Source organism: Virgibacillus dokdonensis, assembly GCF_900166595.1.
Taxonomy (GTDB): Bacteria; Bacillota; Bacilli; order Bacillales; family Amphibacillaceae; genus Virgibacillus; species Virgibacillus dokdonensis.
This window is the reverse complement of the sequence record NZ_LT745763.1, coordinates 1,080,599-1,106,328: the sequence shown is the minus strand read 5'-3', so window position 1 is coordinate 1,106,328 and position 25,730 is coordinate 1,080,599. Positions and strand designations below refer to the sequence as shown.

At 36.5% G+C, this 25,730-nt stretch carries 20 protein-coding genes; 9 read left to right on the top strand and 11 right to left on the bottom strand.

Annotated features, from left to right (window positions below; genetic code table 11):
• The first annotated feature begins 90 nt into the window (after positions 1-90).
• The gene (locus tag B2C77_RS06740) at positions 91-1,647 is read left to right on the top strand and encodes a helix-turn-helix domain-containing protein (RefSeq protein ID WP_077702932.1); all 1,557 of its coding nucleotides are present in this window, start codon (positions 91-93) and stop codon (positions 1,645-1,647) included.
• 510 nt (positions 1,648-2,157) lie between these two features.
• On the opposite strand, the gene sspL is transcribed toward B2C77_RS06740, so the two are convergent.
• From sspL to B2C77_RS06715, 4 genes are all read right to left on the bottom strand, one after another.
• On the bottom strand, positions 2,158-2,298 hold the full coding sequence (gene sspL / locus B2C77_RS06730) for a small, acid-soluble spore protein L (protein ID WP_073005888.1): 141 nt from the start codon (positions 2,296-2,298) through the stop codon (positions 2,158-2,160).
• Between the two features lie 79 nt (positions 2,299-2,377).
• Complete coding sequence (locus B2C77_RS06725; RefSeq protein ID WP_077702931.1) at positions 2,378-3,013, bottom strand: 3'-5' exonuclease; 636 nt, start codon at positions 3,011-3,013, stop codon at positions 2,378-2,380.
• 221 nt (positions 3,014-3,234) lie between these two features.
• Positions 3,235-3,933, bottom strand: coding sequence for a CBS domain-containing protein (locus B2C77_RS06720; RefSeq protein WP_077702930.1), 699 nt, complete (start codon positions 3,931-3,933; stop codon positions 3,235-3,237).
• Between the two features lie 113 nt (positions 3,934-4,046).
• Positions 4,047-4,808, bottom strand: coding sequence for an HAD-IIB family hydrolase (locus B2C77_RS06715; protein ID WP_077702929.1), 762 nt, complete (start codon positions 4,806-4,808; stop codon positions 4,047-4,049).
• A 448-nt stretch (positions 4,809-5,256) separates the two neighbouring features.
• Here B2C77_RS06715 and B2C77_RS06710 point away from each other — a divergent pair, with 448 nt between their 5' ends.
• The 4 genes from B2C77_RS06710 to B2C77_RS06695 all read left to right on the top strand — a co-directional run bounded on the left by B2C77_RS06710 (position 5,257) and on the right by B2C77_RS06695 (position 10,744).
• Positions 5,257-6,411: a pyridoxal-phosphate-dependent aminotransferase family protein gene (locus B2C77_RS06710; protein WP_077702928.1), complete on the top strand. Its 1,155-nt coding sequence runs from the start codon at positions 5,257-5,259 to the stop codon at positions 6,409-6,411.
• Between the two features lie 164 nt (positions 6,412-6,575).
• Positions 6,576-8,162 carry a phosphoglycerate dehydrogenase gene (gene serA, locus B2C77_RS06705; protein ID WP_077702927.1) on the top strand — a complete coding sequence of 529 codons (1,587 nt, stop codon included), beginning with the start codon at positions 6,576-6,578 and terminating at the stop codon, positions 8,160-8,162.
• 313 nt (positions 8,163-8,475) lie between these two features.
• Positions 8,476-9,906, top strand: a complete 1,431-nt coding sequence (gene nhaC / locus B2C77_RS06700; RefSeq protein WP_077702926.1) for a Na+/H+ antiporter NhaC — start codon at positions 8,476-8,478, stop codon at positions 9,904-9,906.
• Positions 9,907-10,042: 136 nt separating this feature from the next.
• On the top strand, positions 10,043-10,744 hold the full coding sequence (locus B2C77_RS06695) for a hypothetical protein (protein ID WP_077702925.1): 702 nt from the start codon (positions 10,043-10,045) through the stop codon (positions 10,742-10,744).
• Between the two features lie 70 nt (positions 10,745-10,814).
• Here the strand turns inward: B2C77_RS06695 and B2C77_RS06690 are convergent, their stop codons facing one another.
• Complete coding sequence (locus tag B2C77_RS06690) at positions 10,815-11,627, bottom strand: HAD family hydrolase (protein ID WP_077702924.1); 813 nt, start codon at positions 11,625-11,627, stop codon at positions 10,815-10,817.
• 147 nt (positions 11,628-11,774) lie between these two features.
• Between B2C77_RS06690 and B2C77_RS06685 the strand changes: the two genes are divergently transcribed.
• The 4 genes from B2C77_RS06685 to B2C77_RS06670 all read left to right on the top strand — a co-directional run bounded on the left by B2C77_RS06685 (position 11,775) and on the right by B2C77_RS06670 (position 15,841).
• The gene (locus B2C77_RS06685) at positions 11,775-12,869 is read left to right on the top strand and encodes a branched-chain amino acid aminotransferase (protein ID WP_077702923.1); all 1,095 of its coding nucleotides are present in this window, start codon (positions 11,775-11,777) and stop codon (positions 12,867-12,869) included.
• A gap of 366 nt (positions 12,870-13,235) precedes the next feature.
• A complete protein-coding gene (locus B2C77_RS06680; RefSeq protein ID WP_077702922.1) occupies positions 13,236-14,030 on the top strand; it encodes an ABC transporter ATP-binding protein in 795 nt (264 codons plus the stop codon).
• Entirely contained in the window at positions 14,011-14,775 is a 765-nt protein-coding gene (locus tag B2C77_RS06675; RefSeq protein WP_077702921.1) for an ABC transporter permease, read from the top strand. The genes B2C77_RS06680 and B2C77_RS06675 overlap by 20 nt, the downstream gene beginning before the upstream one ends.
• 70 nt (positions 14,776-14,845) lie before the next feature.
• Positions 14,846-15,841: an aliphatic sulfonate ABC transporter substrate-binding protein gene (locus B2C77_RS06670; protein ID WP_077702920.1), complete on the top strand. Its 996-nt coding sequence runs from the start codon at positions 14,846-14,848 to the stop codon at positions 15,839-15,841.
• 449 nt (positions 15,842-16,290) lie between these two features.
• Here the strand turns inward: B2C77_RS06670 and htpG are convergent, their stop codons facing one another.
• The 6 genes from htpG to B2C77_RS06640 form a co-directional block, all read right to left on the bottom strand.
• Complete coding sequence (gene htpG / locus B2C77_RS06665; protein WP_077702919.1) at positions 16,291-18,168, bottom strand: molecular chaperone HtpG; 1,878 nt, start codon at positions 18,166-18,168, stop codon at positions 16,291-16,293.
• 150 nt (positions 18,169-18,318) lie between these two features.
• Complete coding sequence (locus tag B2C77_RS06660) at positions 18,319-19,257, bottom strand: nucleoside hydrolase (RefSeq protein ID WP_077702918.1); 939 nt, start codon at positions 19,255-19,257, stop codon at positions 18,319-18,321.
• A 623-nt stretch (positions 19,258-19,880) separates the two neighbouring features.
• Positions 19,881-20,150, bottom strand: a complete 270-nt coding sequence (locus B2C77_RS06655) for a hypothetical protein (protein WP_077702917.1) — start codon at positions 20,148-20,150, stop codon at positions 19,881-19,883.
• 160 nt (positions 20,151-20,310) lie between these two features.
• Positions 20,311-21,138, bottom strand: a complete 828-nt coding sequence (locus tag B2C77_RS06650) for an aldo/keto reductase (protein WP_141130699.1) — start codon at positions 21,136-21,138, stop codon at positions 20,311-20,313.
• A gap of 871 nt (positions 21,139-22,009) precedes the next feature.
• Positions 22,010-22,966, bottom strand: coding sequence for a mannose-6-phosphate isomerase, class I (gene manA, locus B2C77_RS06645; RefSeq protein ID WP_077706849.1), 957 nt, complete (start codon positions 22,964-22,966; stop codon positions 22,010-22,012).
• A 557-nt stretch (positions 22,967-23,523) separates the two neighbouring features.
• On the bottom strand, positions 23,524-25,443 hold the full coding sequence (locus tag B2C77_RS06640; protein ID WP_077702916.1) for a PTS fructose transporter subunit IIABC: 1,920 nt from the start codon (positions 25,441-25,443) through the stop codon (positions 23,524-23,526).
• Positions 25,444-25,730 lie beyond the last annotated feature (287 nt).

Genomic DNA, 25,730 nt, shown 5'->3' with positions numbered 1-25,730 from the left:
TTTATTGAAAGCAGAAAAACTAGGCATGTCTCCAATCTTATACTACAGCCTAATTAAGATGTTCAATACGTTAAGGGAAGGGTCTAGATTATGGATATTTTAATTATTGATCGAGATGAAACGGAAAGAACTGGATTGGAATGGTTTATTCGTTCCAACCAGCTGCCATTTGAGCATATTCTTCATGCAAGGAATATCAAACAAGCAAATATGCTTTTAAGCAAAGGAAAACCGCATGTCGTCATACTCGAACTGGAATTGCTTTCTCCTACTAATTTTGCAGCTTTTGCTACGAACATTCGCAGGTATTCCAAAAGCTTAATTACAACAACAGCAGAGCCTGTCTTTGAAAGAGCCTCGCAAGCTATTGAACTGCAAAGCAAATCACTACTTGTCAAACCACTTAACCTTACACTATTAAAAAAAGCACTAACAAACGCAACAAAAATAGAGCACAGCAGTCAGCCTATGGAATACATTTCAAGAAGTCACGAAATATACCATTCCTTATTTTTAAAAACTTCTTTATCAGACCCTGTTCAGCCCATTTTTTTGCTGATAGAACCAGAAAAGCAAGCACACATACAGGATTTATTTGCATGGTTATACAATAATAGCCCACCATTTAAAATTGAACTTTACCCACTGCATAACCGAATTGTTTGTTTAGCGTATGTAAGGTATCCGTATACAACGGAGAACATCAAATTCGAAGTCTCAAAAATAATGCAGTTATGGAGAGAAGCATTTGACTTCAACATAAATATCGCTATTTATAAAAACGAGATGGATATTATTGATCTACATCAAGCCTATGTAGTGACAAAAACTGTGCTTAACATGAGATTTTACAAAGGGTTTAATCAGGTATTTGTAGTTGATCAAGTTTACACTTTCTCATCTTTCGATCCTTTTTTAACTTCTGATGAACAGAGATTTTGGATGGAGAGCTTAGAAAAAGGAGATATTGAGAGTATTAAAGATTATTTATATCAAACGTTTACAAGACCGTTTAACAATTATCCCGAACCAGAGATTGTCCGAATTCAACTTACAAGTGTTCTTGCACAGGTGCGACGGTTTATTAATAACTGTAAATTATCTAAAATAGAAGTTGTGGAAGAAGCGTACCACCATACGTTTCAAATCATTTTAAATCATCCAGTTCTGTACACAATTGTGCAAGAATTCATTCTATTTTGCATCACTGTCATCAAACATGCTCAAGTTCAAAAGCAAAAGCGAGAATTTAATTATTTAGAAAGATCGCTTTTGTATTTAGAACATCATTTTAATAATGTAAATCTTCGCCTAGAAGATCTAGCGAATTACCTAGAAATCAGCCCCAATTACTTAAGTCATTTACTTTCGATGGAGAATAAACCATTCAAAAAAATTGTAACTGAATTCAGAATAAATAGTGCGAAAAAACTTTTACTCCATACGAATGAAACCATTTATAACATTAGCATTTCTGTTGGCTTTAAAGACCAAAATTACTTTTCCAGAGTTTTTAAGCAATTCAACAATACATCACCAAAAGAATATAGAAGGTCACATCAAACGCAGCCAAGAACAAAGGCGCAAGCGCCCGTTCAGCAACGTAGCGACTGGAACGAATCAACTGAGATAAAGGAATCACGGTGAGGAACGAACCGATGATGACTTATCGTAGGGCGATTTCGTGAAGTCGCCTAGTTGCTGGGCGCTGGAGCCGGACGTGGCTAAATAACTTAGTAAGTTTATCCACAGCTGCTAAATTTTATAATTTCCTAGACAATTAAAAACGACCAGTTCCAATAAAAGAACTGGTCGGTCGTATTATTTATCTTACAGGCCACAATTGCCGTATTTTGTAATAAAAAGTTTTAAACCACCACTTCGCTAAGTGGGTGTTTGCAGAAACTGTCCTGTCTTCCGCTCGAAGACGGCACGACATTAAAGCTTCGATATAAAACTCCCTATTCATTCATTAGAGGTTAAAACTAAATAAAATACGTACATTGCAGCTTGTAAATTTATTATACCACCGCTAACAAAAAAATCAATGAAAAAAGCAACGGATGATTAATTGAACCACAAAAATTACACTTATTTTTCAAAAGCTGTTCACAGATGCTTAGATTAGGAATCAATAGCTCTGCAATTTATCTACTATTAGATCTTCGTATTTTTCTTTTTCGCCCTATCTTCTAGTTGCGTTTTTGGACGATGATCTTTTTTATCTTCAGACAGACCTTGGGGATTGACACTACTTTGAGCACGCTTAGAACGATATGCATGTTGCTCTTCTTTCACGGATCACACCTCCTACTACAATAGTGTGATCCAAGCAGCAACTTCCTATGCAGTTATCTTTATTTTATACAAAGGGGATTTAAGTAAGAAAAATCTGTTTATATTGACGCATTTTCTTTTTCTTTGGTGCATGATACCCATGATGAAAAATCTTACCACTTTGTATATGATACATAGCTAATAAGCCTTCTATTGTATGCTGTTTACTTTCATTTAAAGATTTAGAAAAAAGTTTTGCTGCAACACGGGCATCTTCTAAAGCATGATGATGTTCAAAAGGGATTTGATGGAAGGTAGCCAATGTATCCAATTTATGATTATGTAGCTGTGGCCATATTTGTTTTGCAAGCATAACTGTACATAGATAATTCAAGTCAGGGTATGTTAACCCAAAACGATCTAATGTATTTCTTAGAACACTCATATCAAAGCTCGCATTATGAGCAATAACCATACCTTGCTGTAAGTATGTAGAAAGGACTGGCCAAACATCTGTAAAAGTTGGAGCATAACGAACATGTTCTGGCGTAATACCATGTATTCGTATGTTCATTGCTCGAAAATCTGTAAGCGGATTTATCAAACTATAGTACTCATCCACTATTTGTGTCCCATCTGATACAACGATGCCAACTGCACAAGGACTTGTCCGTTTTTCGTTAGCAGTTTCAAAATCAATTGATACTAGAGTCATATTAGAATCCACCTTAATCATTAAACTTAAACTATTTATCTTAAACTAAAATTTATTTATAATCCATTTAAAAGAACTATTAATAAGCGGGTAGATTGGAGATCACATGCCTTTACTAAGCTCGCAACAGTTACTATGCCGACATGATTTATCTTAGTTATGATATTACTATAGCATAGCCAATCATTTCATTGATCATGCCATCTACAGACAAGCTACATAACGCTTCAAGCTATTTCAAACTATGAAATCTCCAAAATATCCCACGCTGTAATAATACCTAATAATTCGGCTGAAGGTTCACCATTCGAAGTGATGAGCAAGGCTTCTAATCGCTTGCCCCTACTTGTATGTTCTTTAAACATTTCAATTGCCCCATACAAAGTGGTATCCTGAGCAATAAACCTCGAATTCTCATTGTTTTCAAAAGGAAAAATATCTTTTAAGTGATAGCTACTTTTTAACATTTCACCTCGTTGATCTATGCTCGCCAACCAATTTGTAATTCCTTTTTGGGTAAGCAAACCTCGGTACACTTTACCTTCATAAATGGGAAATTTGGACAATCTTTTTTCATGAATAACCTTTAACAATTTATTTAATTCATCATTACTTTGAAAACAATATACATACTTTTGAAACGTAGGAATAACGAGTTTAGGCTTTCTTAGCTCCTCTTCAATCCATTCAATTCTTTCAACAATTTCATCATGTGGTTCAGCTATGGCATAAGTCATATCCACTTTATTATGCACGATTGCATTTCTAAGCTCCGCAAACTCAAGCAAATCATCACTGTATTGGCTCACTAATGCATTTGAATTCCGCAGAATTTTTACTGTTTTAGAAAAGCTTACATCCTTTTTATGTATCATGAAAGAACGGAGCATTTTTTCAATTCGATTAAAAGAAGTTAAGAATCGATCTGAGTTTTTGTACATATATCTTTCTCCTCATATTTGATATCAACTTTCCTTTTATTGTATACGTGCTGCAACAAATTACAAAGCTGTACGATATTCCAACTCCAAAGCTACTTGCATGAAGCACCATACTAAATATACACGGTTTCATAATAGATGGATTGGATTTTTTCCACAATTGCTTTTTCTCCATCTTCTTGGTAAGAAACGTGCTCATCAGCAAATCGTGACAATTGATCGTGATAGTCAATCATAATTGCCTGTGCAGCATGTTGGAACATGGAGATATCATTCGCATCATTGCCAAAAGCTATATAACTTTTCGGCTTTATACCTAATACTTGTAACGCACTCCACTTATCAATATTTCTTGGGCTTACGTCAATAAGTTGTTCATTACGATGTTCGTGAACAGTTATGTCCAAGTGCTGTAATTGAGTGAATAAAATTTCGTAATCCTTCATCGTAATGAATAATATTTTTACTACAGAGGAAAGTTGATCAACGGCTACATGTTGAGCTAATTTTCCTTGGTCCAGATTGTGTACAATCGGATGATCCTTTGGGCCTGTATACACATAGTCCCAATCACTATCCATTAAGAAAGTCGCTTCCTGCTCCTCAACTAGCTTTAAAATGACACGCAGCTGTTGATTGGTAAATGTTTGGGCGTGTAATAGCTTATTATCTTGATAAATCAGTGAACCATTTCCACCAATGAGCGTATAAGAATGAAAATCTTTAGGAAGCACTGGAAGCATATCCCTGATTGGTCTAGCCGATGCAAAGATAACGTCATTTTTATTTAACTGTTTTAAACATTGGACAATCGTATTTGAAAGTGGTTTACCGTTGAAACATATCGTTCCGTCTAAATCAAACACAAACTTCATGGTTACACCTCGCTAAGTTATCATCTATACTTTCCATTATAAACTATTTTTCAGGAACGAAAACAAAAAATAGTTAGCTAATCTAATTAGCGACGCTCTATTCTTACACTATAGGCAAGTATAAAAGTTTTAAGGGTTATAGTATAAGAAAAAATTAGCTGTCACCATTCTTTATGACAAAGGGTTCATGAAGCTTTTTAGAAAAACGAAAGATCTATTGACAATTCATTCGAGTAGAAGCCTTCATTTTACTCATAGTAAGGTATACCCCTAAATTTTTATCCTTTTCTATAGTGTAAAGAATCCTATAATTTTATACTTATCTACAGTCAAAAAATTTAAAACAAATAGCTTAAATTTATTGACAATATATAAAGTTCTGCTATGCTGTTAACTATTATTCAGAAAAAATATCAAAATAAAGCAACTAGTTTGAAAGGAGATAATCATGCAACCCGATCAACATCTACTTAGAATTCCTGGCCCAACACCAATTCCACCTAGTGTAGAACGTGCAATGGCACAGCCTATGTTTGGACACCGAGGACAAGAAATGAAAGAACTGTTAAAGATTGTGAAGGAAAAATTAAAACCTATCTTTGGTACAAAAGAGGATGTACTTATTTATACTGCAAGTGGTACCGCAGCATTAGAAACAGCAGTCGTAAATACCGTACAACCGGAAGAAGAAGTGCTTGTAATTGTCACAGGCGCATTTGGTGAACGTTTTACAAAAATTTGTGATGAGTATCACATTGAAGCCCATAAATATTTGGTCCCTTGGGGGGAAGCAGCTGACCCGAAACAATTAGCATCTTTACTGCAACAACATCCCAATGTTAAAGCAGTGTTTGCGACTTTCTGTGAAACTTCTACAGCCGTATTAAATCCAATTAAGCAACTTGCAGAAGTCGTGCACAATGAATCGGAAGCACTATTTATCGTTGACGGCGTCTCTTGTATTGGGGGAACAGAAACAAAAATGGATGAATGGGGATTAGATGTCGTTGTAACCGGATCGCAAAAAGCAATGATGCTCCCTGCAGGACTAGCTTTTATAGCTGCAAGCAAACGTGCCTGGGACGTTATTGAAAAAAATCCACATGCTAGATTTTATTTAGATATGCGCAGGTATCGTCTTAAACTTCAAGAAGATTCGACCCCCTTCACACCAGCAGTATCCTTACTACAAGGCTTAAAACAAGCCCTTACCCTCGTGGAGGAAGAAGGATTAGAAAATATTTTCCATCGCCATGAGATGATGAAGAATATGACTCGGGAAGCATTTAAAGCTTTATCCATTCCATTGCTTACATCGGATAAAAATGCTTCCCCAACAGTTACTGCTGTAAAACCAGGAGATTTTGCATCTGAAGACTTACGAAAGATCGTTAAAAACGATTTTGGTTTAACTTTAGCGGGAGGACAGCAACATTTAAAAGGACAAATTTTTCGAATTGGACATATGGGCTACTGTTCCCCTGCTGATGTGTTACAAGTAATAAGCATTATCGAAATTGGTTTACAACAAATTGGTAAACACGTAGAGCTTGGAACAGGCGTACAAGCTGCCCAAGCTGCCTATTTGAAAATGAAGGGTTGATGACAAATTGTAAATAAATTTCATCCTTTCTAAAATAAAAAAAATATATTGTACCATATAATAAATTTATCTGGGGATATGTACGTTGCCTCATAGATTCTATTGCTGTAAAACAAACAATTCTATATATAATAAAACGAATTACACTGGGAGGAAGACGAAAGATGGGATTTAGAGTATTAATTGCTGATCCTTTAAGCCAAGAAGGAATTACCCCTTTATTAGAAACAGAAGAGATTCAATTAGATATTGGAACAGAATGGACAAATACGGAACTGTTTGAACGAATTTCAGAATATGACGCCTTAATAGTTAGAAGTCAAACACAAGTAACGCGTGCACTCATTGCGAAAGCAACCCATTTAAAAATCATTGGCAGAGCTGGTGTGGGGGTTGATAATATTGATCTAGATGCTGCAACAGAGCAAGGAATCATTGTTGTAAACGCACCGAATGGTAATACAAATTCAGCAGCTGAACATACAATGGCAATGATGATGGCTTTATCTAGAAAAATTCCACAAGCATATTTATCTTTAAAAAACAAACAATGGGATCGGAAAAAATATATTGGCAAAGAGCTAAAAAATAAGACATTAGGCATCATTGGATTTGGTCGTATCGGAGCAGAAGTCGCCTACCGAGCGAAAGGACAACGGATGCGTATAATCGCATACGACCCGTTTTTAACAGAAGAACAAGCAAGTAAATTAGGTATTAAAAAAGGTTCCCTTGAAAATGTTTATGCGCAAGCGGATTTCATTACCATTCACACGCCATTATTAAAGGAAACGCGATATCTTTTAAATCAACAAGCCTTCGAAGCAATGAAGGACGGTGTTTACATTATTAATTGTGCTCGAGGTGGAATCATTGATGAAGCGGCACTGTATGATGCCATCCAAAATAAAAAAGTTGCTGGAGCTGCTCTCGATGTATTTGAAGAAGAGCCATTTTATGAACACCGTTTATTAGAATTACCTGAAATAATTGCTACTCCTCATTTAGGCGCAAGTACGGTAGAAGCACAAGAAAGTGTTGCGATAGATGTTAGTGAAGATATCATTCGCTTCATGCGTGGAGAGGCTGTTCATAATCCTGTAAATCTCCCTTCTATTCCGCGAGAAGCCTTAACAGAAATTAAGCCATATTTCCTCTTAGCTGAAAAGCTTGGCCAATTTCTTATTCATTTAGCAAATGAACCAATTCAAGAAATTAACCTTTATTATTCTGGGGATGTGGCTAAAACAAAGATTGGTCCAATCACGAGGAATGCAGTGAAAGGACTGCTAGCTCGCCATTTAGGTGATCACGTAAATGATGTAAATGCCCTTTACCTCGCAGAAAAAAGAGGCTTAACTATTCATGAAAACATGACTTCTTCCACGCAAGGCTTTACAAACTTAATGCGTGTAGAAATAGTAACTAAATCTGAAAAGAAAAGCGTTGCCGGTACACTGCTTAATGGATTAGGCCCTAGAATTGTTAAAGTAGATCCTTATAGTGTTGATGTAACTCCAAAAGGACATCTTTTAGTTATCCACCATCAAGACCAACCAGGCGTTATTGGTAAAATGGGCAGCCTGCTAGCTACAAAAGAGATAAACATTGCAACCATGCAAGTAGATCGTGCCGATGTTGGTGGAAATGCCATTATGGTTATGACAGTAGACAGACATATAGAAAAGATAGAATTAGAAGCTTTAGAACAGCTTGAAGAAATTCATAAAGCTATTTCTATCGATTTATAACACATTATATTTTTGCGCTCATGTTGAAGATCAGCAACTACTATATAACAAAAGCCGAACAATTAAATGCTAGTTGTTTGGCTTTTGTTGTACCATGAGAAACGTTCACTGTTCGTATTCTCCCCCTTACCTAGCACGAAAAAACTCCTACCAAAGATTGTTTTTTAACCTATTTTCATATGACTCACCAATGAATAGCCCCCAACAGAACACCCTCAACGTTTGTAAACTAAGAAACAATAAATTGACAATTCTTTCATTTCTAATTAAAATGAATTTTACTATTTTATTTTTTACAGAAAGGAGCTTTTGCATGACCGAAATATCTAAAAAAGATATTAGCGTTTGGTGGGCGCTTACACCTCTTTGTGTGATGATTACTTCCATGATACTAACCATTGTGGCTTTTCAAGGAGAACCCCACTTGCCACTCATTATTGGCACAGGAACAGCCGCGCTTGTAGCTTGGAAACAAGGCTATTCATGGAAAGAAATAGAAGAGATGATGTTTCGCGGCATACGATTAGCACTACCGGCCATTATCATTATTATGCTTGTTGGATTAACTATTGGTGCTTGGATTGGTGGTGGTATTGTTGCCACCATGATTTATTACGGCTTAAAGATCATTTCACCATCTATTTTTTTGGTAACGATTACAATTATATGCGCTATTGTAGCTTTAACCGTTGGCAGCTCTTGGGCAACAATGGGAACGATTGGGGTTGCTGGCATGGGAATAGGAATGAGTATGGGAATCCCAGCTCCTATAGTTGCAGGTGCAGTTATTTCAGGCTCTTATTTTGGAGATAAAATGTCTCCTTTATCAGACACTACGAATCTAGCTTCAGGTTTGACAAATACAGATTTATTCGTTCATATTAAACATATGCTATATACAACAGTACCAAGTTTAATCATTTCTTTACTCGTTTTTACTTACATAGGAAGAGACTTCGGAAAAGATGCCATTGAGAATGAAAGAATTACGCAAACCATCTTAGACATGCAGGCGAATTTTGTCATGTCTCCATATCTTTTGCTTATACCACTACTTGTCATCGTACTGGTTATGTTCAAAGTACCCGCTGTTCCTGCTATCGCAACCGGAATCGTTATGGGCTTTTTCTCGCAAATATTCGTGCAAGGAGACGACCCATCCTATGCGCTACAAGTGTTGCAAAATGGCTACACGATAGATACAAGCAACGAAATGGTTGCTGAATTATTTAATCGCGGTGGACTGATGTCTATGATGTATACCGTGTCGATGACCATTGTCGCTATGACTTTTGGAGGGATCATGGAATATTCGGGGATGCTAAAAGCGATGATGGATCAACTATTAAAATTCATAAAATCAACTGGGAATTTAATTGCATCTACATTAGGAGCAGCTTTTTTAACGAATGCAACATGTTCTGAGCAGTATATTTCCATTGTCGTTCCATCTAGAATGTTTGCTACCGTATATAAAAAGAAAGGCTTACATTCGAAGAACTTATCAAGATCTCTAGAGGATGGTGGAACACTAACTTCTGTCTTTATTCCTTGGAATACTTGTGGGGTCTTCATCTACACAACTCTAGAGGTGCATGCCTTTAGTTATGCACCTTATGCTATTTTAAATTTCACCGTACCAATTATTGCCTTGATTTATGCCTATACTGGGTTCACCATTACAAAAATTGAAAAAACAGATCGCTCTCAGCAGACGACATTGATTAGAAAAAAATCAATGTAAGCCTTTAAACCAACTTTAGCTATCATTAAGCTTTTATGGCGACAAAACGCCGTCGTTATGCTTACACTATAAATATTTAAAGATTTATACTTTTTAATCAAGTAAACAAAAAATCTAAATAAAAGAAGGGGATTGCATGCATACATCGATTATTACTACAGGGAAATTACCTTTGCATGGTCAAGCATTTTTCGTTCGTTTTTTACATAAAGAAGATATACATGAGATCTTACATTTGCAGACAATGGTTAAAAATGCCTTGGAAGTGCCAGATTTTCTTCAACCCTTAACAGCAGAGGAATATAAATCTATTTTAGGAGGCTATGGTTCTATCATTGGGGTCTTTGTTAATAACAAGTTAATTGCATTTCGTGCTATGCTCATTCCCAAAATGAATGATCCCGAACATTTAGGAATAGACCTCCGGCTAAACGAATATCAACGTAAAAAAATGCTTTATTCGGAAATATCAAATGTTCATCCTGCGTTTCGAGGCAATCGGCTGCAAACCTACATGGGGAGATTATTATTTGATCAAATTGATCAGCAATCCTTCCGCTATGTAGCTACGACTGTTGCTCCATTAAATATTGCTAGCTTAAAAGACAAACTTGCTTTAAGGATGGCTATTTGTTCGCTTAAAGAAAAATACAATGGTAAATTACGCTACATCCTATTTCGTGATTTGCATACAACCGATGATACTCCATTTTATAGTGACAAACAGGCAGTAAACATACAAGATATTACAAAACAACAGCAATTGATTAAGAAAGGATACAGGGGAATTTCGCTACAAGAAAAAGAACAGATGTATTGGGTATGCTTCATTAAATAAAAAACTTGGCTTATCGCCAATTATTTGGCGACAGCCTTCCTTTTGCTTATAAGCTAACCCTAAAATTTTTTCAAATTTTGAAAGTGCCTTTTGCTTTCCCAAGCCTGTTATAAACAACATCTAATACTTGTAATAAGTCATCTACTTCAAAAGTGGGGCAACCGTTACTGTCTATATTATTCCAATTTATCCATATAGAAGCCATCTCACTTTTGAAGGCCCCTACTATATCTGTAGTTAAATTATCACCAACCATTAAAGCTTCGAATGGATCTACCTCTAATTTTTCAAGCATATGTTGAAAAATGGCTGGATCAGGCTTCCCACTCCCAAATGCGCCTGAAACAACGATTTCATCAAAGTAAGGCGTCAGCTGAGGGGTCATATCAAGTTTCGTTTGTTGTAAACTCGGTGAACCATTTGTTAATAAACCTAATTTATAATCTGCACGTAATGCGTCTAACACTTTAAATGTACTAGAAAATACAATCGGTTTCTGTTTTCTCACCTTAGGAAATGCTTCCGCCAACGTTTCCCCTAATTGTTCATCTAAGACCCCAGTCTTTTCTAACCCCCGTTTCCAGGCTGATTTTCGGTATTCAGGGGCAATTTGCTTTAATTTGTCAAACTCTCTTCCGCCATCATCAAAGTCTCCCCAAAGCCCCTCAAAAGGATTAATCCCAATCATTTGTGTAAATGCATACGTCGGAAAAGACGCATACAAGGCACGTGCTTCTGTTCTCACATTCTGCTCTAAACGCTCGAGATCAATTTGCGGATACACATCTCTCGCCATATTACAGGTTGCCCGAAAAGATTCAGCAACACTTTTCTTATCCCATAAGAGTGTATCGTCCAAATCAAAAATAATTGCTTTAACCATCCATACATCTCCTTTTAGCCTTACATACAATAATGTAAAGTATACAACATTTTACGAAAAATAGAAAAAGTAAGTATTTAGGGTTGATTTTATTGAAAATATAGACTAATATAGTTAATAAAATTTTACAGCTAAGGGGATAGTATCATGGAAGAATGGACAGTTAAAGTTAACCATTGTGCAGTCAAGAAGGAAAAACCTCAAACAGACCAACTAGAATTCGGGAGAATATTTACCGATCACATGTTTGTCATGGATTATTCTGAGCCTTTGGGTTGGCACGATGCTCGCATTGTCCCTTATCAACCTTTAACGATTGACCCATCAGCAATGATTTTTCATTATGGCCAATCCGTTTTTGAAGGATTAAAGGCATATCAAACGCCTGAAGGAGAAATTCAATTATTTCGTCCGGAAAAGAATTTGCAGCGATTAAACAAATCCAATGATCGCTTATGTATTCCTGCGATTGATGAAGCGTTTATACTGGAAGCTCTAAAACAATTAATCTATTTAGATAAAGAGTGGATACCAACTGCAGAAGGAACATCGCTTTATATTCGCCCATTCATTATTTCAACAGAACCTTATATTGGCGTGGCACCTTCCCATCAATACAAGTTCGTAATCATTTTATCACCAGTGGGAGCTTATTATAAAGAAGGCATTAACCCCGTGAAAATTGCTGTGGAAAACCAGTACGTGCGAGCAGTGAAAGGTGGTACTGGGGAAGCAAAAACAGGCGGAAACTACGCTTCGAGCCTAAAGGCACAAGAAATATGCTCCCAAAAAGGATTTGCTCAAGTACTTTGGCTTGATGGAGTGGAAAAGAAATATATTGAAGAAGTTGGAAGTATGAATGTATTCTTTAGAATAAATGGAAATGTCTATACTCCTATACTAAATGGAAGTATTCTAGAAGGAGTTACGCGTAATTCTGTTATTCAGTTATTGAAACACTGGAATATTCCTGTTATGGAAGAAAAGCTGTCAATGGAAGAGTTATATCAAGCATATCTTGATGGAGAATTGGAAGAAGCTTTCGGCACAGGAACAGCAGCAGTTATCTCACCAATTGGTCAACTAAGTTGGGAAGGTAAAGATTTAATCATTAACAATGGGAAAACAGGTGAATTAGCTAAATCATTATATACAACACTGACGAACATTCAATACGGTAAAGAGGTAGATCCATTTGATTGGGTGGAAAAAGTTAGCGAAGCATATGCTATAAAACAGTAAGTGTATTATTTTAAACCACTTCTATTGTGTAGTAAATGCATATGCAATAATCGTTAAGGTATGATAAAGGTTAAGAAAAACTTGGCTTATCGACAAGTTTTTTAACACAAGCTATCATCTTTCTTATACGGTAAATCTTAAAATTTAATTTTCTAATAGCACCGCTAATAAGCCGAGCAATTTTATTTAATTGTTCGGCTTTTGCTATGCTAACTATCTTAATCAATCGGCTACATATTTATTTAATTGTACTATTTTTGTGATTTTCGTTGACGAAACCACCATTGTTTGCGTATAATAACCTCAATAATTCCTACTTTTATTATAGGAATAATAAACTTTATGTTGCCAAGGAGGTTTTCATCTTTGCTTTTAGAAATCGAACATGTAAATAAATCCTTTTGGGATGACAAACAACAAGTACATTTCCCCGTTTTTTCAGATGTGATGATAAGTATAAATGAAAATCAATTCGTCTCTATACTTGGCCCATCTGGTTGTGGGAAGTCGACTTTACTTTCTATGATTGCTGGTCTGGAGGAGACAACAGAAGGAACGATAAAGCTAAACCGCGAACCTATCAGCGGCCCTGGGCCAGATCGAGGAATGGTGTTCCAGCAACCTTCCTTACTTCCATGGCTCAACGTGAAAGAAAACATCTTATTTCCAATTAAAAAACGGTTCAAAAAGAGGGAAGCAGAAGAGCAAGTTGCTTATTTTCTACAGTTAGTTCAGCTAGATAAATTTCAACATCATTATATTCATGAACTTTCAGGTGGGATGCAACAGCGAGTAGCCATTGCTCGTGCCTTAGCAATGAATCCAAAAATATTATTAATGGATGAACCGTTTGCCGCTTTAGATGAGCAAACAAGAGAGAACCTTCAAGACAGATTGCTTGATATTTGGCAGAAAAAGAAGCAAACGATATTGTTTGTAACGCATAGCATTAAGGAAGCACTCATCCTTTCTGACAGAGTCATAGTCATGGGAACCAATCCCGGACGAATAATAAGTGATGTAAATATCAATCTAAACAGGCCACGTAAACGAGAAGATGAACAAATCATTATTTTGGAGAAAAAGATTAGAAAGCTTTTAAAAGATGAATGGAATAAAGCATTAAAGGATGAATGGTCAAATGAAATTCAAAATGCTTAGCAAGCAACTACTATTTTTGGTTTTCCTTATAACTATTTGGCAATTGGTTCACACGGTAGGTATTTTTGAAGCAATCGTATTTCCTTCCCCTAAAGCTGTAGCTCATGCCCTATATAACGGATTTATGAACGGCGATTTTTTATTTGCTTTGGGAGCAAGCTTTAAGCACCTTCTACTTGGAATGACCACAGCATTATTCTTAGGAACTGTTATTGGGCTTATTCTTGGCAAGTCAAAAGTTGCCAATGAAACAGTAGGAATGTATTTGATAGGAATGCAAAGTATACCAAGTATTGTTTGGGTGCCACTTGCGATTATGTTGTTTGGTTTTACCGAGTTTTCTGTTGTATTCGTAGTTGTGCTAGGAGGAACTTTTGTCATGGCGCTTCAAGTAAGATCAGCCATTCAAAACATTTCCCCTCCATTAATACGTGCAGCAAAAACGATGGGGATTAGTGGGTTGCAACTTTTTTACAGAGTTGAAATGCCTGCTGGCACGCCATATTATATGACGGGTATTAGGCTTGCATGGGCCTTTAGCTGGCGTGCATTAATGGCAGGAGAATTATTAAGTAATGGCCCTGGGTTAGGCTATTCACTAAGATATGCGCAAGATTATGCTCGGATGGATCAAGTCATTGCAATCATTATAGTTATTGGTGTTATAGGAGCAACTGTAGATCATGGCATCTTTTCTAAAATTGAACGTAATGTCATGAAACGCTGGGGCTTATTAAAACAATAGGAAAATAAACTTTGCCGATTCCCTATCCTTACATGCTAGTTCAAATATGTATTTAGAAAGGATGACGAAAATGAGAAAGAGAAAACTGTTTTTATATTTATTTATTGTTTTCATTGCGGTGTTAGCAGGTTGTGCTAAAGGAAATAAGGATGCTGACAATAAAGAAAAAATAACCATTGGTTACTTTCCCAATATTAATCATGTTGCAGGAATGGTCGCAGAAGAAGAAAAAATGTATGAATCCGAGATGCCAAACGGTATAAAAGTTGAATATCAATATTTTCCTGATGGTTCTGCATTTATGACTGCATTAGAAACTGGTGAAATTGAAGGAGGTCTTGTTGGTCCTGGCCCCGCAATGAACCACTTTGCTAGCGGGGCAAAGATTAACATTGTAGCAGGAGGATCGACTGGTGGCACTGTCATTATGGCTCGCAATAAAGCAGGGATTGAAAGCCCGAAAGATTTAGCAAATAAGACGTTTATTTCTCCACGAGTTGGTTGTACGCATAATGTACAATTTGAAGCTCAGATGAAGAAAGAATATAATCTAACATCTGATCGAGTCCAAGGAAAAATGAAACATGTGACTGGAAAGCCTGCAACTTATCACAGTATGTTTATCTCTGAGAAGATTGATGTTGCTACAGTGCCAGAACCTTGGGCATCTGTAATTGAAGCAGAAGGAAGCGGAAAAGTGTTGATCGACACACCTGAAGTCGCTTGGGGAGAAATATTGCCTGCTGCAGTATATGTAACTTCTCAAGATTTAGCCAAAAACAATCAAGAGCTCGTGCAACATATGGTGAACGCACATCAGCAAGCAACAGCGTTTATTCAAGATAATCCTGAGAAAGCCAAAACGATTGCTATTAAAAAGATTGCAGACATTACGGAACAAAAGCTGTCCAAACAAGTCATTGATAAGGCGTGGAAGCGTATTGATTTCACATCCGAAGTGGATAGCGATGTACTACAGGATTTTTCTAATGCTTCCTATGATTTAGAGTTTCTCAAAGACAAACCAAATCTGAAAGGGTTAGTAGATACACAATTTTTACAGTAACGAATAGTCTTTTAGAAAAAATCGGTGCGTATATAAAGTTTTTTCCACACCAGAACCGATTTTTCTTCACGTTGGTAGTTCACTAATTACGAGACAAGATGTCTTGCCAGAGTGAAATCTCTACAGTGCAAAAAAAATCAGCCAGACGCATTCCCATGTTTGGAAGATTGGCGTCTGGCTTTTCTTATAAAATAAGGAAGTATAAAATGAGGTGCTAGTGGGATAAGGAAATAACCGAATAGCTACATCCGGCTCCATCGCCCAGCAACTAGGCGACTTCACGAAATCATCCTAAGCTAAGTCATCATCGGTTCGTCCCTAATAAGGAAGACCGACTAAAGACGAGGTTGCCGCCTGGCATCGGCATACTCCTGTTTTAGTGGCATGATTTCTAAATTCGTTCCAGTCGCTACGTTGGTTGCTAAACGGGCACTCCGAGCCTTCGTTCCTTAAACCATGACTTTACAAATATCATTCGTAAATTCAACAGGGTCGTTTACAGGTATACCTTCAATTAATAACGCCTGATTATACAATAGGTTTGTATATAAACCTATTTTTTCCTTATCCTCTTTATGAGACTTTAATGTTTGGAATACGTCATGATTTACGTTAATTTCTAATATCTTTTCAGCCTTTATTTGTTGATTATTCGGCATTGCATTAATTACTTTTTCCATTTCCAAAGAAATTTCGCCCTCAGCTGTTAAGCATACAGGGTGTGATTTCAAACGTTTAGAAGCTCGGACATCTTTTACTTTATCTCCTAGATGTTCCTTCATGGCCGTAAACAATGCTTTATTTTCTTCTTGTATCTCTTCATCTGCTTCATCTTTTGTGTCATCCTCTAAACCAAGATCGCCACTAGATACAGATTTAAATTCTTTCTCTTTATATTCTCGCATCATTTTAATTGCAAATTCATCTACTTCTTCGGTGAAATATAAAATTTCATACCCTTTATCTGCTACCATCTCCGTTTGTGGTAATTTTTCAATGCGATCAATAGATTCACCAGCAGCATAATAAATATACGACTGGTCTTCTGGCATACGTTGTACATATTCATCCAGCGTGACTAATTTCTTTTCCTTTGATGAATAGAACATAAGCAAATCCTGCAGTGTTTCTTTATTCGCACCAAAGTCATTATATACACCAAATTTCAGCTGTCTGCCAAAGGCTTGATAAAATGTTTCATACTTTTCACGATCATCACGTAATAGGTGCTGTAGTTGTGTTTTAATTTTTTTCGTCATGTTTTTTGCAATCACTTTCAACTGTCTGTCATGCTGTAACATTTCTCGTGAAATATTTAAAGACAAATCTTCTGAATCTACCATACCTTTAACAAAGCTAAAATAATCTGGTAGAAGATCTGCACACTTATCCATAATTAATACACCGTTGGAATAAAGTTCGAGTCCTTTTTCAAATTCTGGCGAATAATAATCAAATGGTGCATTTTCTGGAATGAATAAAATAGCATTATAGCGAACTGTACCATCCACATTAATATGCATTGATTTTAACGGTTTATCGAAACCATATCTTTTTTCTTGGTAAAAATTCGTGTAATCGTCTTCTGTTAATTCACTTTTATTCTTTTTCCAGATTGGGATCATACTATTAATCGTTTCTTCTTCTACATAATCTACGTATTCTTCACTTTCTTCCTCTTTCGGCTTGCTCTTTGTAACATCCATTTTAATTGGATAACGAATGAAATCCGAATACTTTTTAATAATTTGTTGTAATTGATGCTCGTCTAAAAATGTATCAAACGAGTCTTCCTCTTCGTTTTCCTTCATCTTTACAATAATTTCTGTGCCTACGCTTTCTTTATCGGCCGGTGTAATAGTATAACCATCTGTCCCTGTTGATTCCCACTGGTATGCTTGGTCGCTATCCACTGATTTCGTAATCACCGTTACTTTATCTGCCACCATAAATGCTGCGTAAAAACCAACACCAAATTGCCCAATAATATCACGGCCATCTTTTAGTTCCGTGTCATTTTTAAAAGCAAATGAACCACTTTTTGCTATTGTTCCTAAGTTTGTTTCTAGTTCGTCTTTCGTCATGCCAATTCCCGTATCAATAACTTGCAAAGTACGATCTTCTTTGTTTGGGATAAGTTTAATATAATAATCTTCTTGATTAAAAGTTAAATTTTCATCTGTTAAGCTACGGTAATACATTTTATCCATCGCATCACTTGCATTGGAAATTAATTCTCGTAAAAACACTTCACGCTGCGAATAAATGGAATTAATCATTAATTCTAACAAACGTTTGGATTCCGCTTTAAATTGCTGTTTTGCCATAAGATCCTCTCCTCTACTTAAACTCATATTTTTAAATACCATAAATGATATTTCATGTCAATCATGATGCATGTATTCTATTTTCAACACGATAAAAAAGTATAAAATAGTACATTTTAGACTCTCTAAAGAATTGGCGATATAACTACACTACTTTTGTCTAGCGAGATCTGTTATATAGGAAAAAAATTGTTCCCGATTCACTTCATAGACAAGGTTTACTTCACGCCCTTGTTTATTCAGTTCTGTTCGTCCCTGACTTTTTCCATCAGGATGAACGAAACATCGAACGATTTTCCTTTTAATTACATTTGAATTTCCTATCGTTGCTGTTGTAAGTACATCCCATAGAAAATATGTTGAATTCGTTTGAAAGTGGACAAGTGGGGGCACCATTGCATAACATTGTCCTAAAAAGTCTATTCCTATATCTTCTCTTTCTTTCGCCCATTTATTACGAACATCTACCGTTAGTGGCACATTATTCGTGCTTTCTAATGCTACTAAATCAATAGTAATCTCACTATCCCAGACTATTCTTGCAGCTTCTGGGTCCCAAAATGCGTTCCACTCAGCTGTTCCATCGTGTTCAGGCTCTTCTACATTTCCATTCGATAAAAACGTGCCACCCATCCAAACGAGTTTTTCAATCTTTTCCTCAATATCTGGTGCTTCTTCCAATGCTCTTGCCAAATCCGTTAATGGACCGACGAATAATAATGTCACTCGTTCATTACTATTTCTTAAAGTTTGAATAAGGTGTTGATGTGCTGGTAATTCTGCTTCCTTCGTTTGGATTGGTAAATGCTCATTGAGTATTGGTAGTGCATCTACATAAAAAGCATGCATGCGCCAATCTTTGGGAAATGGGTTTTTTCCACGTGAAGTAGAAGCTGCTACTTCTATCTCTTTTCCTTGCCCAAACCGATCAATTATTTTGCGACTTGCATATATTGCGGGTTCCAAATAACAGTCTGCTGGGATGACGCTAACACCTACTAGATCAACATCTTCCATTTGCAATAATAAAAATAACGATACTAAATCATCGACTCCACCATCGTGGTTCATGTATACTTTTTTCTTCATTCTGTGTAAATGCCCTCCTCAAATTAACCCATTTCCGATATGTATACAACTCATTGTCTCAAGTTTTTCAATTCTTTACAAATGATATAGTAGAGAGATGTGTGTCAAGTTTTTTCTACATAGTTATAACATCTATATTTTCACATTTTTTTAATACAACAGTTGAAACTAGAGACCAATATAGAAAAACACTACGCTTGCTTAACAGTATCAACTGTAGCTATATTTGTAATATCAATTTCCACTTCACCTGGTGGAAAATATAACAACTAGCTCTATCGTTTGCTAGCCTGTTTTTTTATACATACTCTACAAACCACTCCAACATTAAAATAAATCTCTGTGGGGCTTTTCTTTTATCTCACACGAAGGTTTAGTAGCCCAAGGGGGATAAAGACCTCTTACGAAAAAGGGGATTTAGTACTGTAAGACAAGTGGGTAATAACAGTACAGCAACCTGTTATAAAAATGGAAATGTAGGCCATAGCCTAGCGAAATGTTTGATAGATTGCAAAAAAAGAAGAAGGAAATATATGATAGCATTTTCTGGTGCTGAGTCAAGATTCCCTAAAAACATGTACAAGCCGTGAGGGAAAGGCCCCACCACGGCTTGTACATTCACTTTATTGGTGATTTTGTCGATACGTTTCAATTTCTTGTCTTGCATTATGCAACTTTTCAAAGGTTTGTTGAAATTGCGGGTTGTCTAAAGCATCTTGTCCTGCTTGATACTGTGTTTGTTTCAATAAGTGGTCCACCTGTAACAGCTGGTTTTGTGCTTGCATCAACTCTTCCTCATTTCCACTTGTTTTAGCCTGTTGGATAAGCTCGTAAGCGTCTGTAAATTGCTGTGTAGCCAACTCTAATTGTTGGTGAAGCATTTGCTTTTCCATTGTATACCTCCAAACGTATAGTAACATATTTGCTTTGCGATGCTAGTAGCAATATATGTATTGTTTTTCCCAAATCGTTTATTTTCATACGTTTACAATGGAATAAGCCTGATTTTAGAGCTGACAAGTAGAATAAGGAGAGAAACCGTAGACATCATTGTTAATCGTAACTATCTGGGTTTGTTCCACTTCGTTCATTTTGATTTAAACAGCTAATTTCTTGCATTTCTTTTTCAGTTAATGAAAAATCAAAAATAGCAGCATTTTCTTTAATTCGTCTGGGATTCGTTGATTTCGGAATCGTTATTACTTCGTTTTGAATATCCCAACGCAAAATAACTTGGGCTACAGTCTTTTCATATTTTTGAGCTAAGCTTAGTAAATACGGCTCGTCCATTAGTCGCCCTCGTTTTAAAGGGGACCATGCCTCTAACTGGATACCTTGTTGTTTGCAAAACGCATACAACGGCTCCTGTGTTAAATGGGGGTGATATTCAACTTGGTTGATAGCAGGAACTATTTTACTATTAGCTAACAAATTTTCTACATGCTGTTGGTGAAAATTGCTAACTCCAATCGCACGGACTTGACCGCTTTCATACAGTTCTTCCATAGCTTTCCAAGTCTCTACATACATCCCTTTTACTGGCCAGTGAATTAAATAGAGATCTATATAGTCCAAGCCAAGCCTTTGCAAGCTCTTTTCAAAAGCTTCCTTCGTCTTTGCGTATCCTTGTTCGTCATTCCATACCTTTGTTGTAACAAATAACTCTTCACGGGGAAGATTTGACTGCTTAATAGCTTCCCCAACACCTACTTCATTGTCATAAAAAGAGGCAGTGTCTATCATACGGTAGCCTGTCTCCAATGCTGCTTGGACTGCAGTTTGAACCGTTTTTCCATCTTCAACTTTGTAGACGCCTAAGCCCAAACCAGGCATTTCTACTCCATTATTTAATAAGACAGTATCTTGTAAATGTGTAATCACGTAACATCCCTCCCCTTTGACTACTTCAATTATTAGCACAAAGAAAACGATCGTTCAATCAGGAGACCCCATCCTACATCCGTTAAATAAAATGTAATTATTTTTTTATTGTTGTAGAGCAGTTGAACAGCAATTTCCAACGTTTAACATGGAAAATACAGAACATCCTGCTTGGATGAAAAAAAGTATATTTTCGAGCACATCAATAACTAAAATCTTCTCTACTTTTTTAGGTAAGGTTTTCTATAAGAGAGTCTTTTTGCTATAGGGGAGTATAAAATGTTGCGGTAAAAGCAAAACAACAGCGTTTTTTCGCCATGAAAATTGCGACAACACGTGTTTTGCTAAACACAAAAAAACACAATATTTATATTATGAATAACTCACTTATGAATGTTGTTCACTATGTACAGTTTCTACATGAACGGTTTTTGATTTTGTGTGATTGTGTAAATCACAATAATATACGGTTGTTTTTATTTTTTGTGATATATGACACGTACGTTTATGTCTCATAAAATTCTTCCAGTACGTAAATTCATGACTACCCGTATGTATGTAATTAATATCTGAGCTTTCTTGCTTCCATTCATGCAAAATAGCTGCATAAGAATGGTTCGGTCTGTCCAACCAGCCAAAAGAAATAGTACAAAATAAAGTGATACTACAAATGTAAAAAAATCGCCTGTATACCATTTTCAATCACCAACCTGCTATTCGTTTTTTACTATTTTGATACAGGCGAATTGGAATTATACATCTTGAATTTACATTAAAATCCGTGGTTGGCAAAACGGATGAATGATACAGTGAACGCAATAGAAAAAATCGTTATTCACAATGTGCTAACTGATAAGGCATCATATAGACTTCACGTATGCGAAACGATTAATTCAGCATCCCCTGCCAAGCGATAAGTGGTAATTCCATGTGGCAAAATAAAATGATCACCTTTTTGTATGGCGAATGACTGCTCATTTATTTCAATTTCTGCTTTCCCAGAGATTACGCTACATTGAAGAAAATCAGCGTCTAACTGTTTTGTTACTTGTCCATTTATTCTCCAGTGGTAGACGGTGAAATAATGTTCTTTAACCAATTGCTTTATTTGCAAATCATCTATTTGACTCTGTTTCTGATCAAATACAGAAGCTCGGTGGGGAATATTTGTAACTTCTTTTGCTTTCTCCAAATGTAATTCTCGTGTATTTCCATGACTATCTGTGCGATCATAATCATAGACTCGATACGTAATATCTGAACTTTGCTGCGTTTCTAGTATAACAATACCTTTACCTATCGCATGAATAGTGCCACTAGGTACGTAAACAAAATCACCTGCTTTTACAGGAATTCGTTGTAATAGTTGGTCCCACTTTCCTTCATCCATCATCTTGGCTAGCTCTTCTTTTGTTTTGGCATGGTGTCCTAAAATAAGTTCCGAACCCGAGTCTGCTTGTAAAACGTACCAGCATTCTGTTTTACCATACGGCTGTTTTTCTACCTTTCTTGCGTACGTATCATCAGGATGTACTTGTACAGATAAATTATCATCTGCATCTAGTATTTTCACCAATAACGGGTATGCTTCACTACGATTAGATTCTTTGTTAAATAATTCACGATGGTTATTCCACGCATCTGCTAATGTTTGACCAGCAAGGGGGCCGTTTATTATTTCACTTGGTCCATGAGGATGAGCAGAAATAACCCACGCTTCCCCAGTTTGATTTGATGGAATAGCATACTGAAACATTGACTTTAACTTTCCTCCACCCCATATTCTCTCTTGAAATACAGGTTTTAAAAAGATCGGTTCTTGATACACATTCATTCCTCCAATTGTACGAACATAGTTGAAAAGCATCTCAAACTTCAATGATGCACCCCATTTTTCTTCACGAATTGTGCTCATGTGATAGCTTGAACGACATTATTATACCAAAGAAAAGGAATGAGCTTAAATCTCACCTCTCGCTCATTAGAAAAACTTGCTTTGGCGCCAAGTCTTATGGTGAAAGCTGTCGTTTTTCTTATAGTATAAACGGAAGCCGCGTTCATGTTTATCGCCATATTATGAGCTGTAAAAACTCTCATTTCAGGAACAGAATTTGCGCGTTAGACCCGTTGAAATGCGAGATGCCAGCACCTACTACATACCTTATTTCATAGCCTTTAGGTAACCCCATGTACTATTTGGAAGTCATCAAATTTTAGTGGTTATCGTATAAGAAAAAACCATAACTCAATTGGGAAAGCCACCATGTACTATGAAAAGCACTTACAGAGATTTCTCATACAAAAAATGTGGCTTTCCCCATAATAATTTTTTTGGCTACGAACAAGCAGCCTGGGATAAAAAAAACAACTTATTGTAATTTCATTTTATTGAATTTCCATTAATAATCGATGCGCTTCATCTTTTGTTGTTACATGAAGTAATTTTTCTCTGTAATTGTCATCCATTAATTTCCTTGAAAGCATTTGTAATATTTTTAAATGATCGTCTCCAGCCCTCTCTGTAGGCACGGCAATCATGAATATTAATTTAGCAGGGTTTCCGTCTAAACTTTCCCAATCAACTCCGGCGCGATGCATACCAAAAGCTACAGCCGGTTCTTTTACTGCTTCGGATTTTCCATGTGGGATAGCAATGCTCATCCCCATTCCTGTCGTCCCTTCATGCTCTCGAGCGATGACAACTTGCTTATATGCTTCTGCGTCAAGTACTACTCCTGCTTGTTTCATACTAGCTATTAACTCATCTAATACTTCTTCTTTTGTATTTCCTTGAAGATCTAAATGAATTAAATCGTTCGTTACAATATCCGTTAATTTCGTGATCTCAGTCGTTTTAGATGAAGCATCTTCTTCCGCTCGTTTAGGTGATGCATTATTTCCCTTGTGCGTTCCTGATACATCTTTTTTAAGAAAGTTAACCATGAAAGCCGTAACAATCGTACCGATGATGGCAGCTACAAAGAACATAAGCACATTATCTACTGCTCCTAGTACAGCGACAATAGGACCACCGTGAGCTACTCGATCACCCACATTCCCAATCATCGCAATGACAGAACTGGTCATGGAACCAATCATAATACTTGGAATAACTCGCAATGGATCTTGCGCAGCAAAAGGAATCGCTCCTTCCGTTATGCCAAATAGTCCCATAGTGAAACTTGCTTTTCCTGCTTGTTGCTCTGCGGGCTGATATTTACGTTTATTCATAAACGTTGCTAGTCCCATTCCTAAAGGTGGAATACAGATAGCAACAGCAATTGGTCCCATAATTTCATAATTTCCTTCTGCAATCATGGCTGAACCAAATAAGAAGGCTACTTTATTAAAAGGACCACCCATATCTATGGAAATCATAGCCCCTAAAATTAGAGCGAGCAGTATAGAACTTGCTCCTTGCATCCCTTCTAGCCATGCCGTTAACGATTCAAACACTTGTGCTACTGGCGCACCAACAACATAAACAAATAATAACCCAACTGCTAAAGTTGCTAAGATTGGTATAAAAATAATTGGCATTACAGGTTGAATGGCTTGTGGCACTTTAATCTTCTTAATAGCTAATGTAATATAACCCGCAAGAAAACCTGCAATAATACCGCCAATAAAACCTGCACCTGCTTCACTTCCATAAAAGCTACCATTTGCAGCGATAAACCCACCAATAATTCCGGGAGCTAAGCCTGGACGGTCAGCAATACTAACAGCGATAAAACCTGCCAATATAGGCACCATAAAGCTAAAGGATGCCGCGCCAATTTCTTCTACCTTTTTCCAAAACGAATCTTCAGGAATAACAATTCCTCCTGGTGTTTGTTCACCACCTAAAGTTAGTGCAAGAGCTATCAGCAATCCACCAACTACAATAAAAGGAATCATATAGGAAACTCCACTCATCAAATGTCGATATATGGGGTTTTCTTTCTCTTTTTTCTTTTTTTTCACGTCGTTTGCGGACATTAAATCAGCTTGATAAACAGGTACATCTTCGGTGGCAAATCGGTTTATTAATTCTTCTGGACGTTTTATCCCTTCCTGTACTCCAGTAGCAATTAACCTTTTTCCAATAAAACGTTCCTTCGTGACTTCTTTATCACTCGCTATAATTACACCATCTGCTTCTTCAATATCCTCATCCGTCAATGCATTCTCTACACCAATAGAACCTTGTGTTTCGACTTTTATGTCAACACCTAGTTTCTCACCAGCTTTTTGTAAGTTTTCAGCCGCCATATACGTATGAGCAATTCCTACCGGACACGCTGTAACAGCAACTATTTTCATCATTACGCCTCCTACTCATCTATTTTACATTTATGATTTATAATTGCTTACAAACTTAGTATACAGTAGCTTTACCTACAATATATTCTTTATTCTTTCCGGAACTATGGTAATAATATTTTATTAATATTTCAATGTTTCTAGACGGTTGTTTTTTTCCATTCGCATTAAAGAAAACGTAGCTTACCTTCAACTCTTATTAGAAAAACTTGGCTTGTTGCCAAGTCTTATCTTATGCGAAAGCTGTAGTTTTTCTTATAAACCTTAAAATTTCATACTTTCCTATA